Here is a 13,763-nt window from a genome sequence, read left to right as displayed (position 1 = left end):
CTGAACCAGTTGACAATGCGAGCAATTTGATTGGAATGGTGTGCCTACAGAATCACTCACCGGGTTGACCCAAGCTGAGGCACTGAATCGCCTGAAAAGCGAGGGGCCCAATGAACTGGGTGTGAACCAGAGCAGAACGCTTCTGGACATCACGGGTGAAGTCATGCGCGAGCCGATGTTCCTGCTTCTTATTGGAGCCGGACTTATCTATTTGGCCATGGGTGATCCTCATGAGGCATTGATCCTCCTCGGATTTGTCGTCGTCATCATTGCAGTGACGGTTCTACAGGAGAGGCGCACCGAGAACGCACTCGAGGCATTGCGCGATCTCTCCAGTCCCCGCGCACTGGCCATACGGGATGGTGCACCATCCCGAATTGCTGGGCGCGAAGTGGTTCGGGACGATGTGCTGATTCTCTCGGAGGGCGATCGCATCCCGGCCGATGGTTGGGTATTGCAGGCGCACGAACTGGCAGTGGATGAGTCCATGCTGACAGGTGAATCTGAAGCAGTGGCAAAGTTTGAAGGCCCGGACAAGGTCTTCGCAGGAACCATGGTGGTGCGTGGTCAGGGCGTGATGCGCGTTACGGCAATTGGCCAATCCACCGAATTGGGTCACATTGGCAAGTCGCTGCAAGACATCCATCTGGAGTCTTCTCCATTGCGCGATGAAATTGGTCTTTTGACACGGCGCCTGGCTGTCATAGGCGTCATTGTCAGCGTGGTTTTCGCATTGCTCTATTGGAGTTTGCGCAGCAGTTGGCTTGATGCACTACTGGCTGGCATTACGCTAGCAATGGGACTCCTGCCGCAGGAATTCCCCGTCATCATGATTATTTTCTTGGCACTGGGCGCACGCCGCATTGCAAGAAAGCGGGTATTGACGCGCCGACTCAATGCCATCGAGACGCTTGGTGAAACGACGGTTCTTTGCGTCGACAAAACCGGTACGCTGACAGAGAACCGAATGACAGTTGCAGCGTTGTCCGTACAGGGCGTTCTTCTGGATACGGTGAGTCTTTCCGACGGCGAATTGCCAGACTCATTCCATGAGCTGCTTGAGTACGTGGTTTTGGCCAGCGAGATTGAACCGCACGACCCGATGGAAGTTGCGTTTCATAGCATGGCCCGGAATATGTTGGCCAATACCCACCATTTGCACCCGAACTGGTCTTTGGCACGGGAATATGAGTTGTCTTCCGCCTTGTTGGCCATGACACATCTTTGGCGACATGACACGTTGAATTACGACGTTGTTGCGACAAAGGGGTCTCCAGAAGCGATTGCTGAGCTCTGCCATTTGGATGAGGAGCAACGCAGGAAGTTGGCCCAGGACACATTGGCGATGGCTGACAAGGGCTTGCGGGTGCTGGCGGTTGGGAAAGCCCAGCACAACGCACAGACGACTTGGCCCGACGCACAGCATGGCTTCGACTTTGAATTTGTGGGGCTGATTGGATTGGCTGATCCGCTGAGGCCAGAAGTACCCAGTGCTGTGGCGGAGTGTTTAAAGGCTGGCATCCGCGTAGTGATGATTACTGGTGATCACCCTCGCACGGCGCGTGCCATTGCATCTGGAGCTGGTATTGACAGCAAGGAAGTGATTACGGGGGCGGAACTGGATGAGTTGGACGGCACGTCCCGTAGTGAAAGACTTAGCAGAACAAACGTCTTTGCGCGCGTTTTGCCTCATCAAAAGCTTGCAATAGTTGAAGCGTTGAAAGGGCAACACGAAGTCGTTGCGATGACAGGGGACGGTGTCAACGATGCTCCGGCCCTCAAGGCCGCGCATATTGGCATCGCAATGGGCAAACGAGGCACGGACGTGGCGCGTGAGGCTGCTTCATTGGTTCTGCTAGATGATGACTTCAAAGCGATTGTTTCTGCCATTCGCCTGGGACGCCGCATTTTTGCAAATCTCCGCCAGGCATTGGTCTACACGCTTGCCGTACACATTCCCATCATTGGACTTTCCATCTTGCCACTTCTGTTTGGTTTGCCACTCGTACTTGCACCCATTCATATTGCCTTCCTGGAGCTGGTCATTGATCCGGCGTGTTCCGTTGTCTTTGAAGCCGAATCGGGTAGCACACGATTGATGGAACAACCACCACGTTCGTCCAAAGAACACCTTATTTCTGCACGGCAACTGGTACTGAGTTTGCTGCAAGGGTCCATAGTGACTGCTTTGGTACTGGCTTGCTATAGCTGGTCTTTGCGTGCTGGTGTTGATATCGGTGAAGCTCGCGGAATGGCTTTTATTGTGCTGGTTGTAGCAAATGCTGCGCTCATCTTCCCTTCACGTTCTTCGGACTTTGGATGGCGCCAGATGTTCACAGGTTTGAAGCCCATAGTGGGCTGGATTCTGCTTGCAACCCTGGTCGGGCTGTTGTCGATTGTTTATTTGCCATTTGCTTCATCTGCTTTTTCTTTCAGACCGCCCGCAGCGTTGTTAGGTACCGCAGCGTTCATGGTCGGCATCGGTTCAATTGTCTTTTCCCAGATGGCGAAGCTGGCAATAGGTAGGACATCGAAGGTGTACTGATGAATGCGTAGCTCAGCCTTTCCTAAATGATTACTCACTCGGGGTCTTGCGGTAGAAGGCTGGTCTTGGAGCTTCGACTCAATCCTGAAACGCTGGGTGTCCGGCAATACGCAAAGGCGACAGTCTCAATGAGCTTTGATGCTTGCGATCTCTGAACATAAGGGCATTGGCCTCGCAGTCTGAGATACTCCGTATAGCACCTCCGTATTTCAACCCAATTCAATAAAATATGGGGAAGTTGCTTAAGGGAGAGGAATATAAAAATGGCAAAGACACCGTGCCAAGTTTTTTCGGTCAGTAGGTCTTTCGCGTTGAAGTTGTGCGCACTTCGTTTCGCTGCACTACTGTCCAGCGTGCTCGTGACTGTGTCACTTGCTGCCTGTGGCGGCGGAGGTGGCGGCGGGAACGTAGGGAGTGGAGCAGGGTCTACCGGTGGCAGCAATCCGACGGTTGCGAGCCTCAGTGGCGTTGTGGCGGTAGGAAATCCGGTTGTCAACGCCGAAGTGCATGTGGTTTGCGCCACAGGTGTTGCCCCACCACCGTCCAGAACCGATGCAAATGGCAACTGGCAAGTCGTATTGAACGGGCAAGGTCTCCCGTGCGCTGCAGAAGCCAGCGGAGGAACGGTAGCTGGGGTGCCCAATTCGAATGTCTACCATTCGGTGACGATCAGTAGCGCAACCGTCAATGTCACACCGCTCACGGATCTGCTGGTTGCCAACATGGTGGGCAATCCAAGTCCTTCCACATGGTTCTCATCTCTGGCTGGAAGTTCTGCCGGACTATCTGCATTGACACAAACCCAAGCGGACACCGCGCTTGCCAATCTCAATGCGGCATTTCCGACGCTCCCCATGTATGCTGATGGCAACAACCCCTTCTTCTCCGTGTTTTCGCCGACTCCGGGCAATCCCCAGGACGACATGCTGGAGGCCCTCCGGGTAGCGATGACCAACTCCGGGGTTTCCCACGCGAGTTTGCTAGGCAGCGCTGCGGCCTCGCAATTCAGTCCACCGGCAGCATTGGTAACTGCTTTGGCAACGGCATACCGCAGCACCGGCAGTGGCAGTACCGCGGTCTACTTTCCGGTGGACCTCGCCTTTACTACGCTTCAAACCAGTGCCCTGACCATCAATATGACAGGCACCTATCAGGGCAACACAATCACGCTGAACCAAACCAATACACCCTTGAACGGTCCGCAGACATTTGCTGGACAGCCGGCCCTTGCGGCCAGCCAGACTGGCTACGTCAGCTATCAGGGCAACACTGTGCAGTTGCAACCCAGCACCTTGTATTTCGGCGTGGCGCCCTACAAGAGTCTGGGGAGCGTGAGCTCCAATTCCTACACGGTGTTCTCGAATCAGATTCCTCTGCCCCGCAACGCAACGGTTGGCTCTTCAGGAAGATTCAGCGTGGGCATCGACTACACGGATGCCACGCGATCCAATTCTGTAGATCAATTCGAGGAGAGTTGGTCTTTGCAGACTGGCACAGCTCCTGGTACGGCCAATCTGTGCATCAGCGTCTCGGCGACTCCAACAGGTGCAACAAAAGGAATCCCAACGACGAACATCACCTGTTTGACCATCGACACCAACGGGAAAATCTTGCGTCTGCAGTCGGTTGGTCCCGTGAATGGAACGACGCTGACACTGACCAGCACTTCAATCACATTCCCTGCGCCCAGTGTGGTGAGCACCACACCACTCAGCGGGGCAACGGGTGTCGCAGTAACAGAACCGATTACGCTTACATTGAGCGTTCCCGTGGATGTGAGCACGGTTACGGGTACAACTTTCACACTCACCTCTGGCGGTACTCCCGTTACGGGAACCGTTTCCGCGTCGGGCTCGACTTTGACGTTCACCCCCTCCGCGCCATTGGCGGCCAACACGTACTACACAGCGACTGTCTCGGGTAATGTGAAAAGCCAATCGGGGGCTTCCTTGGGTAACAACTATTCCTGGTATTTCTATACCAAGAACAGAGTAAGCGTTGCTGCGACCAGTCCGACTCCGTATAGCTATCCGGTTGCACTAAACGCAGTGGTGACCGCCACTTTCAGCGGCACTGTAGACGCCAGTACAGTGAACAACAGCAATTTCACGGTGTCCGACCCTTCGGGGCCCATTTCGGGAACCGTTGGCTATTCCGGCACAACTGCCACCTTCACGCCGACCACACCGTTGACCGTGAATACGGTGTACCGAGCCACCGTCAGCAGCAGTGTCAAAGATGTGGCGGGTGATCCAATTGCGGCTAGCCGCTCCTGGACGTTTCAGACTTTTGCACCTGGAACCGCCACCACACCGCAGCCGTTTACACCCATACCGAGTGGCCTTTGGCAACCAGCGCCTGGTGCGGTACCAAGTTCCGGCAATTTTGTCTATCTGCAGAGTGACTCCGGCGACTACATTGGCCAAGGAAGGGCCTATACATACACTCCACTCAATGCACAACTAGCGCTGCACTCGTCCTCCGGTGGAGTACAGGTCACAATCAATGGAAATGATTGGTGGTCTGGAAATTTCGTCGGCCCGAACTCCATCAGCCAACTGCAAGTTGGCTACTACTCTGGGCTCATACGCTATCCCTTTAACAACCCGGTATTGGGAGGGTTGGATTGGAGCGGGAACGGGAGTGGTTGCAATACATTGCTGGGATGGTTTGCCGTTGACAGCGTGACCTATGCCAACGGTGCGGTAACTGCGTTGGATCTTCGTTTTGAGCAGCAATGCGATGGAAGTCAGAATGCCTTGCATGGATTCATCCATTTTGGCCCGTAAGAAATTGAGAGGGGTTTTCTTGGCGGCCCTTAGCTACTTCGCTGCAAGGCCGCAATCTCTGCTTCCAGCTCGGCGATGCGCTGATCCCGCGCGTCCAAGGCAGCCTGAACTTTGGCTGAATCAAAGCGGGTTGGAATGTGCTGGTTGCAGTTGGCATCCCAGGCCGATACGGAAAAGACAATGGCCTGTTCCGCCTTGGCCTTGTAGCCTGGGGGCATGAGGGCACTGACAAGCGCATCGTCATGCTCGACCACTTTGGCCCGGCCCCATATCTTGACGCGTTGCCTGTGCTCGTAGTCCATGAGGAACAGATGCGCGTTGGGGTTCTCTGACAGGTTGCCCGCAGTGATGTACTGCTTGTTGCCGGCGTAGTCCACAAAGGCCAATGTGTGTTCGTCCAGGACGCGCAGAAAACCTGCTGGCCCTCCGCGGTGCTGGATGTAGGGCTGACCTTGCAGGTTGGCTGTCGCCAGGTAAAAGCTGGTCTGCTCGGCAATGAAAGCCTGAAGCTCTGGGGTGATGGTGGTTTCCCACGACCCGCCGAGCTCCATGCGCGAATAGGCGTGGCGCGACCCCTTGCGGGTCTGGATGGCCTTGACTGCCGGCGTGAAGGCGACATCACTGCTGTACGCGGGTTGTGTCGGCATGGTGCTACAAGCCCATCTCAGAAAGGGACGGCCAGGTGTCCGGCCTACGACCGGCAGGCCACAGCAGCTTGCGATCTGCTTTCGCAATGGGCAGGTCATTGATGCTGGCTAGGCGCGTGCGCATCAAACCGTTGGCATCAAATTCCCAGTTCTCATTGCCATAGCTGCGAAACCATTGACCATGCTGGTCGTGCCACTCGTAACAGAAGCGAGCAGCAATGCGGTTTTCATGAAAGGCCCAAAGTTCCTTCACCAGCCGGTATTCCAGCTCGCGTTCCCATTTGGATGTCAGAAACTTCTGGATCGCTTCGCGGCCTGTGACAAATTCCGAGCGATTGCGCCAACGGCTGTCGGCTGTATAGGCCTGTGCTACACGCACTGGATCGCACGTATTCCATGCGTCCTCCGCCAAGCGTACTTTGGCAATGGCGGTTTCGCGGGTAAATGGTGGTAGCGGCGGGCGCACTGTTTCTGCGGTGGCGTTCATCGTATTTCCTTTCAAGGAGGCCTTCAGACACCGGCCCATGTGTTTGACGGGGGAGCACCGTTTGGTGCTCCAGGGATATCAGGCTGCCATGCGGGCGTGGACAACTGGAAAGTCGATCGTGGTCTGTGCCACGTTGTTGATGTAGTTGGTCAGCACGTTGACGGCCACATTGGCAACGATCTCGATGACGCTGGCTTCGTCAAAGCCGGCCAGACGCAGGGCGGCGATGTCTGCATCGCTCACGCGGCCGCGCGATTGGGCCACGCGCAAGGCAAATTGCAGTGCGGCCTGGACGGTTGCGTCCTCAGAGCGTGCATCCCGTGCGGCGTCCAGCTCTGCGCCGCTGATCTTGGCCACGTTGCGTCCCAGGTAGTCGTGGGCCGAGAGGCAATAGTCGCAGCCGTTGTACTCGGCAATGGCCAGGGCAATGCGTTCACGCAATTGCACGTTGAGCTTCCCCTTGCCCAATGCGCCGTTGAGCGAGAGATACCCTTCCAGGGCGGCTGGGCTGTGGCCCACGAGCTTCATCAGGTTGGGCACAACACCGAGTTGCTTTTGAACGGCAGCCAGCAGAGGCTTTGCGGCTTCAACGGATTGGTCAACGGTGGGGATGCTGATACGGGACATGGTGGTTTCCTTCAATGTAGTGGCGGTTTGGGGTGGTCTTCACCGCAATATGCAGCGAATGGATGAACTGTATTTAGTTCGTTCAACAAAGAGAATGACCGCTACACTCAATTCACTATTCCACTTGGCGGAAGACTATGGACCGATTCCACCTCATCAATGTGTTCGTCGCCGTTGTTGACACCAACGGCTTCGCGGGTGCTGCACGCAAGTTGGGCATGTCGCCGCCAGCCGTGACGCGCGCCGTCAATGAACTGGAGTCCCACCTGGGGCTGCGCCTGCTCACGCGCAACACCCGCACGGTGCGCGTCACGGACGCAGGGGAGCGCTATGTGCAGGACTGCCGACGCATCCTGGCGGATATGTTGGAGGCGGATGAGTCTGTCAGCGGCATGCATGCGTCCGTGCGTGGACGTCTGACGGTCACGGCGCCGGCGCTGTTTGGTGGGAAGTACGTTGCGCCCATCGTCACGGAATACCTGCAGCGCTACCCCGAAGTCAGCGCGTCGTGCCTGTTTCTGGACCGTGTTGTCAACCTGCTGGATGAAGGCGTCGATGTGGCCATCCGCATCGGTGAGCTGGCGGACTCCAGCCTGCAGGCCATACGCGTCGGCAAGGTGCGGCGCGTGATTTGTGCGTCACCCGAATACCTCGCGAGAGCGGGCACGCCGCGTACTCCGCAAGACTTGCAGTCGCACACCGTCGTATCTGCCAGCAGCGTGACACCCAACCCGGAGTGGAAGCTCTTGCGGCAAGGTGAAGCCGTCACGGTGCGTTTGCATGCCCGCATGATTACCAGCACCAACGATTCGGCTGTCACTGCCGCGCTGGGTGGCTTTGGCCTCACCAGGCTGCTGTCCTACCAAGTGGCGGAGCACCTGCAAAGCGGGCTGCTTCAGGCGGTGTTGTCAGACTGTGAGCCCGCACCCTTGCCTATCCATGTGGTGCACCGTGAGGGCCGACAGGCACCGCAGAGAGTGCGGGCCTTTCTGGATCTGGCCATCGATCGTCTGCGCCAGAACCCGCTGCTGCAGTAGGCGCGTGCCAGGCTGCATCAGGAGACCAGCAGGGCACGCGCGGCGGTTCGTACCACGTCGCCAATCACGTCGGGGTCTACCTTGGGCTCCAGGTCAGCAGGGGACCCGTTGCAGCCGGTGGCCGTCAATTGCAAGATGCCACCGGAGCGGCTCGTTTCATATTCCGCAGTGCACGAGGGGCAGTACAGGCGCGTACCCATTTGATGCGAGCGTGGAACGGCAATCGTGGGGCCACACATCAGGCAGGCCTGCAACGGAATTCCGGAATCGCTATGCCCTACGATGTGATCAAGCTCGCCTGCCTTGCCCAGCGCCACAAACCTTTCCCCCATCTCCCGGTCGAACTGCGTTCCCAGGTTCTGCGCAATGATGTCCAGTGCCTGGGGCACGGGCATGCCAGTGCGGTAGGGGCGGGTGCTTGTCATGGCATCAAAGGCGTCGCATATGCCCACAATGCGCGCGTCCACGGGGATGTCCTGGCCAGCGAGCCCTCTGGGGTAGCCCCGTCCATCGGGTGTCTCGTGGTGCGCCCGGATGGCCGCTTCGGCCAATTGCGCCAAGGGGTGACTGGAGAGCATGCGCCAACCCACCTCCGGGTGCGTCTTGATTACCGCGTACTCCTCGTCCGACAGCCGGTCCTTCTTTCCAAGAATGTGGTCCGGAACGCTGATCTTTCCCAGGTCGTGCAAGAAGGCGCCCACGGCAATGCCTGAGACGTCATCGGCATGCAGGCCTGCTCTCGTGGCCAGCAGTTGTGAAAACTGGGAAACGCGCCACAGGTGTCCCCCCGTGTAGGGGTCTCTGGCTTCGACCATCCAGGCCATGACCAACAGAGAAGTCAGCAGATCCTCCTGGTGGCGGATGGGATCTCCGGGTTGCACAGTGGTCAGCAGACCTTTGATGTGGCTTAGCAGGCTCAAGACATTCCTCCGTTCACTAATTCAATGTTCATGCCGTTGGTCTTCAGATTCCGGGATTTCTTACACCGTACAAGAAGATGCTGGCTCCGGTGGGAAATGTGAGGGCAACCACCTTCCTGGCATTCAAATTGCATTTGTTACCATGTAATTTTGAAATGGACCCATCTCCACTGGAATGCATACCGTATGAGCCCTCAGCCTCACATTGGACGAACCCTCCGGAAGGAACTTTCCGACTGGCGGCGTTGGGTCGGGAGGACACTCGTTCTGGTCTTTGCTTCAACCGCCGGACTGACCGTCGTAGCGTTCACCTGGCTTAGCGAGCGGGCCCTTGCTGCTTTTCACGTTTTGCAGAGCACCTATTGGTGGGCACCGTTGCTCTGGACGCCCTTTTGCACCATGGCCATCGCGGCGATCACTAGGCGTTGGCTCCCAGGCATTGCGGGTTCTGGCATACCTCAGGTAATTGCAGCCCTTGAGCCGGAGGCCACGGGCAGCAATCGTGGATATTTTGTTTCGCTACGGCTCTCTATTGCCAAGATCGCCATGACGGCCTGGGGTCTATTGGCGGGACTGTCGTTGGGGCGCGAAGGGCCGTCGGTTCAGATAGCGGCGGGAGTTTTGCACCACGCCAGGCGCTGGATCCCGGAGTCCGCCCGGGTATCCGATCAGGCGCTGCTGATCGCCGGAGGTGCTGCAGGCATTGCTGCCGCCTTCAATACGCCACTAGGAGGGGTGATGTTTGCCATAGAAGAGTTGTCGAGGAGGCCCGAGCAGCGTAGCAATGGTTTGGTCCTTGCCGCTATTGTTTTCAGTGGCCTGATGGCCGTTTCCATCTACGGTAATGCAACTTACTTTGGGGTCATTCGAATTGATGGCTGGAGTACTGCTTTGATCTGGCCAGGACTGGTCATTGCCGTGGTGAGCGGAGTGCTGGGGGGTATCTTTTCCAGACTCATGCTCACCTCCATGACACCGAACGCAAAGGGTTGGTGCATGAATCTACGAAGAAACCGGCCCATTGCCTTTGCCGGTTTGTGTGCGCTGCTGATTGCCCTTATGGGTGTGACCAGCGATGGTTCCATCTTTGGCAGTGGATATATGCACACGCGTCAGCTGTTGGAGTCCGGCACGGAAACCTTCGACTTATTTGTGCCGTTCAAGTTCCTTGCAACTTGGCTGACCACATGGTCAGGTGTTCCGGGGGGGATTTTTGCCCCATCTCTGGCCATTGGAGGCTCCCTTGGACAAGAGGTGTCGCAATGGCTTGGCGTTGCCAGTACGCCCGCATACATTGCGCTGGGCATGGCCGGCTTTCTTGCCGCAGTGACGCAAGCCCCGCTGACTGCTTTCATCATTGTGATGGAAATGGTGGACGGACATGCCTTGGTGCTGAGCCTGATGACCTGTGCATTCGTTGCATGCGGAGTCTCAAGATTCATCAGTGTCCCCTTGTACCCCGGTCTTGCGCTGCTACAACTCAAGCGTTTGCCGGCGCAGAGCCAAGGCATTGATCGCAATTGAGGTGAGCCCTATTGGGGAACCAACACAGGCATATCTCTGTACAGCGACGGGAACGTGCTCTTCAGGTTTTCCACTTTGGGTAGGTCAAAACGCACAATGTACGGCGATTCGGGATGCGCGGTGGCGTAGTTCTGGTGGTAGCGCTCTGCCGGGTAGAACCCGTCCAGCCGGTTTACCGTGGTGACAATCTTTTGCTCAAACACCTTTGCTGAATCAAGCTGGTCGATGTATCGCTGAGCCAGGGATTTCTGCCTGTCATCGCGGTAGAAGATCGCCGACCGGTATTGGCTTCCCACGTCTGGATATTGGCGGTTCCATTGTGTCGGATCGTGGGCCACCGAAAAGTAGATCTGCAGCAGTTGTGCATAGCTCACTTGTTGAGGGTCAAAAGTAACTTGCACGGCTTCGGCGTGACCCGTGCCACCGCCGCTGACTGTTTCATAGTCTGCTTGGGATGCCTTCCCTCCGGCATAGCCCGACACCGCGTTGAGAACGCCTTTGGTGTGCTGGAACACTGCCTGTATTCCCCAAAAGCAACCTCCCGCAAAAACAACCGAGTCCTGCATCGCCCCAGTGCCCACGGGACTGGAAATGATTTCCTGGTTCGGTGGCGGCAGTGACCTGGCCTTATCCGCCTTGGCAGCAGGCCCCAGGTACAGCATGGTCAGCAACAGGAACACGGTAATGGCCAGAAACGGCCAATTGCCCGTTCTAGCTGACTGCGCGGAAGGATTGGGTATTTGCTTCGACATGGCACTTCCTCCTGGATAGGCGTAGGGCGACTGGTGACCCTACAAGGTTTTGGTCGTGAAACTCAGGCGTCTCTTACAGCCTCTTGCATGTTCGCCCTCCAACCTCAGCATAGACAACAAACCATAGAAGCACTCGCAGCGCAGTTTCTGGCGTTCATGCCAGCAAAAAAATCAGAATGCCTGTAAGAAGTCGGCCTCCTGCCGGACTAACGCCCAACAACGCTCGGAACTTACGCAATGACGACAACTTCTACCCAGGCATCCATGAAAGGTCGCCCATGACCCCCGCCACGGAAGTCATCCATCCGGTGTGGCTTCGCGTCACGCACTGGACCAATGCACTTGCCGTGCTGGTACTGGTTGCCAGCGGCTGGAAGATCTACGACGCAACCGCCTTTCTGGGATTTGCGATTCCCGGCACGCTCACGCTGGGTGGCTGGCTGGGCGGCGCACTGCTGTGGCACTTTGCAGCCATGTGGGTTCTGGCCGCAAACGGTGTGGTGTACCTGCTGCTCAACGGCTTTACAAAGCGGTTTGCGCGGCGGTTCTTTCCGCTGTCCTTCTCGGCCCTGCTGGGAGACTTGGCTGCTGCTTTGAGAGGGCAGCTGGTGCACGCAGACCCGCGCCACTACAACACCGTCCAGCGCGTTGCCTACCTGTTTGTGATGCTGGACAGCATGGTGCTGGTGCTATCCGGCCTGGTGCTCTGGAAGTCCGTCCAATTTCCGCTGTTGCGCACCTTGCTCGGCGGTTACGAAGGGGCGCGGCTGGTTCACTTTGTTGCGATGTCCGGCCTCGTATGTTTCATTGTGGTTCATCTGGCGATGGTCGCGCTGGTACCCCGCACCCTGATCGCCATGGTTCGCGGTCGCTAGGAGACAAGCACATGAAAATCCGAGTCCCTTCCGTCTTGTCTGTGGATGGCAAAGCCGCCCTTCAGGAGGCCGTTGATCGACTGGCACACGCCAACCCATCCATGGACGCCTCCAGGCGAAACTTCTTGCGTCGAACCATGACGTTGGGCGGCCTGAGCATGCTCACCGGCTGCACGCTGGTCGACGAGGACAGTGTGGAGACCGCACTCACGCGCATCTCACGCCTCAATGACAAGGCACAGGCTTGGCTGTTCGACCCCAATCGGCTGGCGCCCACGTATCCGGATTCCATGATCACGCGGCCGTTTCCCTTCAATGCCTTCTATGGCGAAGACGAAGTGCGTGCCATCGACGGAGACAGCTTCCGCCTGGAGGTCACAGGCCTGGTGGCGGACAAACGCAGCTGGACCTTGCCCGAGTTGCGTGCAATGCCGCAGATCGATCAGGTGACCCGCCACATTTGCGTGGAAGGTTGGAGCGCCATCGGCAAATGGGGTGGTGTGTCCTTCGCGGCCTTCTTGCGACGCGTGGGCGCAGACCTCAGCGCAAAGTATGTCGGGTTCAAGTGCGCTGACGACTACTACACCAGCATCGACATGCCCACGGCCCTGCATCCCCAGACTACCCTGGCGCTGACCTATGACGGACAGACTCTGCCCGCCAAGTATGGCTACCCCATGAAGCTGCGCATACCTACCAAGCTTGGCTACAAGAACCCCAAGCACATCCAAGCGATTTTTGTCACGAATACCTACCCTGGCGGTTACTGGGAAGACCAAGGGTACAACTGGTTCGGAGGAAGCTGAGTCCGCTCGGCTTGTTCCAAACATCGGCACTTTTGCCACATACATCACTCTGTGAATTGAAGGAAAAAACCATGAACAAACTGACCGCAACCATCCTGTCCGCCTGCATGCTGATCGCCACAAGCGGTGCCATGGCCGCTGACGAAATGAAGAAGGACGCCATGGGCAAGGATGCCATGACCAAGGACTGCATGAAAAAGGACTCCATGGGCAAAGACGCCATGGGCAAGGACTGCATGAAGAAGGACACCATGGGCAAAGACGCCATGAAGAAGGATGCCATGGGCAAGGACGAGATGAAGAAATAAGTCGTATCGTTGGTGCCGCAGCCGATGCCAACGGCCCAGCAATGGGCCAGGCGCATCGCGGTGCGGGCACTGATGCGGTCCGCTACGCAGGTAACTTCTATCGTGTCTTTATCAGCACTCTCCGGCACTTCGTCCATCGGGCCTGGCAACGGTGGGGGCGGCGCACCGGTCGCACTGCAAGCCAAACTGGCCCAATGCGAAAGACAGTTGGGCGACTGGCAAGCGTGCCCCTCAGGAAAAACCCCCGAAGGAAAACGCATCATCGAGAACCTGCAGTCTCAAATCAGAAACATCGAATCCCGCATGGCAGACGCGGACAGCGTGAATGCACGCTCGCCGTCAACTGGTTCGTCCGGTTCAGCGCTTTCGTCAGCACCGGTTGCTGCTCGGCCTGTGGGTCTTGGCGCCATCGGTGGTCTGGTAGACGTATTTGCCTGACCGCAACG

The 13,763-nt window shown here is 57.2% G+C and carries 13 protein-coding genes; 8 read left to right on the top strand and 5 right to left on the bottom strand.

Annotation, left to right across the window (positions count from 1 at the left end; all coding sequences use genetic code 11):
* Positions 1-64: 64 nt before the first annotated feature.
* Together AAGF34_RS25795 and AAGF34_RS25790 are read left to right on the top strand one after the other, a co-directional pair.
* Positions 65-2,545 carry a cation-translocating P-type ATPase gene (locus AAGF34_RS25795; protein WP_342618569.1) on the top strand — a complete coding sequence of 827 codons (2,481 nt, stop codon included), beginning with the start codon at positions 65-67 and terminating at the stop codon, positions 2,543-2,545.
* 263 nt (positions 2,546-2,808) lie between these two features.
* A complete protein-coding gene (locus AAGF34_RS25790; protein ID WP_342618568.1) occupies positions 2,809-5,334 on the top strand; it encodes an Ig-like domain-containing protein in 2,526 nt (841 codons plus the stop codon).
* Between the two features lie 29 nt (positions 5,335-5,363).
* On the opposite strand, the gene AAGF34_RS25785 is transcribed toward AAGF34_RS25790, so the two are convergent.
* From AAGF34_RS25785 to AAGF34_RS25775, 3 genes are all read right to left on the bottom strand, one after another.
* Positions 5,364-5,981, bottom strand: coding sequence for a pyridoxamine 5'-phosphate oxidase family protein (locus AAGF34_RS25785; protein WP_342618567.1), 618 nt, complete (start codon positions 5,979-5,981; stop codon positions 5,364-5,366).
* Between the two features lie 4 nt (positions 5,982-5,985).
* Entirely contained in the window at positions 5,986-6,468 is a 483-nt protein-coding gene (locus tag AAGF34_RS25780) for a nuclear transport factor 2 family protein (RefSeq protein ID WP_342618566.1), read from the bottom strand.
* Between the two features lie 78 nt (positions 6,469-6,546).
* Positions 6,547-7,095, bottom strand: a complete 549-nt coding sequence (locus AAGF34_RS25775) for a carboxymuconolactone decarboxylase family protein (protein WP_342618565.1) — start codon at positions 7,093-7,095, stop codon at positions 6,547-6,549.
* Between the two features lie 137 nt (positions 7,096-7,232).
* Here AAGF34_RS25775 and AAGF34_RS25770 point away from each other — a divergent pair, with 137 nt between their 5' ends.
* Entirely contained in the window at positions 7,233-8,132 is a 900-nt protein-coding gene (locus tag AAGF34_RS25770) for a LysR family transcriptional regulator (protein ID WP_342618564.1), read from the top strand.
* A 17-nt stretch (positions 8,133-8,149) separates the two neighbouring features.
* On the opposite strand, the gene AAGF34_RS25765 is transcribed toward AAGF34_RS25770, so the two are convergent.
* Positions 8,150-9,052, bottom strand: coding sequence for an HD domain-containing phosphohydrolase (locus AAGF34_RS25765; RefSeq protein ID WP_342618563.1), 903 nt, complete (start codon positions 9,050-9,052; stop codon positions 8,150-8,152).
* A 186-nt stretch (positions 9,053-9,238) separates the two neighbouring features.
* Between AAGF34_RS25765 and AAGF34_RS25760 the strand changes: the two genes are divergently transcribed.
* Positions 9,239-10,576 (top strand): chloride channel protein, encoded by a 1,338-nt coding sequence (locus AAGF34_RS25760; RefSeq protein ID WP_342618562.1) that lies wholly within the window; start codon positions 9,239-9,241, stop codon positions 10,574-10,576.
* 8 nt (positions 10,577-10,584) lie between these two features.
* Here the strand turns inward: AAGF34_RS25760 and msrA are convergent, their stop codons facing one another.
* The gene (gene msrA, locus AAGF34_RS25755; protein WP_342618561.1) at positions 10,585-11,328 is read right to left on the bottom strand and encodes a peptide-methionine (S)-S-oxide reductase MsrA; all 744 of its coding nucleotides are present in this window, start codon (positions 11,326-11,328) and stop codon (positions 10,585-10,587) included.
* 278 nt (positions 11,329-11,606) lie between these two features.
* Here msrA and AAGF34_RS25750 point away from each other — a divergent pair, with 278 nt between their 5' ends.
* The 4 genes from AAGF34_RS25750 to AAGF34_RS25735 all read left to right on the top strand — a co-directional run bounded on the left by AAGF34_RS25750 (position 11,607) and on the right by AAGF34_RS25735 (position 13,755).
* Complete coding sequence (locus tag AAGF34_RS25750; RefSeq protein WP_342618560.1) at positions 11,607-12,203, top strand: cytochrome b/b6 domain-containing protein; 597 nt, start codon at positions 11,607-11,609, stop codon at positions 12,201-12,203.
* Positions 12,204-12,214: 11 nt separating this feature from the next.
* Positions 12,215-13,009 carry a molybdopterin-dependent oxidoreductase gene (locus AAGF34_RS25745; protein WP_342618559.1) on the top strand — a complete coding sequence of 265 codons (795 nt, stop codon included), beginning with the start codon at positions 12,215-12,217 and terminating at the stop codon, positions 13,007-13,009.
* 71 nt (positions 13,010-13,080) lie between these two features.
* Positions 13,081-13,317: a pentapeptide MXKDX repeat protein gene (locus AAGF34_RS25740; RefSeq protein ID WP_342618558.1), complete on the top strand. Its 237-nt coding sequence runs from the start codon at positions 13,081-13,083 to the stop codon at positions 13,315-13,317.
* Between the two features lie 102 nt (positions 13,318-13,419).
* The gene (locus AAGF34_RS25735) at positions 13,420-13,755 is read left to right on the top strand and encodes a hypothetical protein (protein ID WP_342618557.1); all 336 of its coding nucleotides are present in this window, start codon (positions 13,420-13,422) and stop codon (positions 13,753-13,755) included.
* Positions 13,756-13,763 lie beyond the last annotated feature (8 nt).

The sequence above is a fragment of the Rhodoferax sp. GW822-FHT02A01 genome, assembly GCF_038784515.1.
In the GTDB taxonomy this organism is placed as follows: Bacteria; Pseudomonadota; Gammaproteobacteria; order Burkholderiales; family Burkholderiaceae_C; genus Allorhodoferax.
The sequence above is the reverse complement of the archived record's forward strand: the minus strand, read 5'-3'. Positions and strand labels throughout refer to the sequence as shown.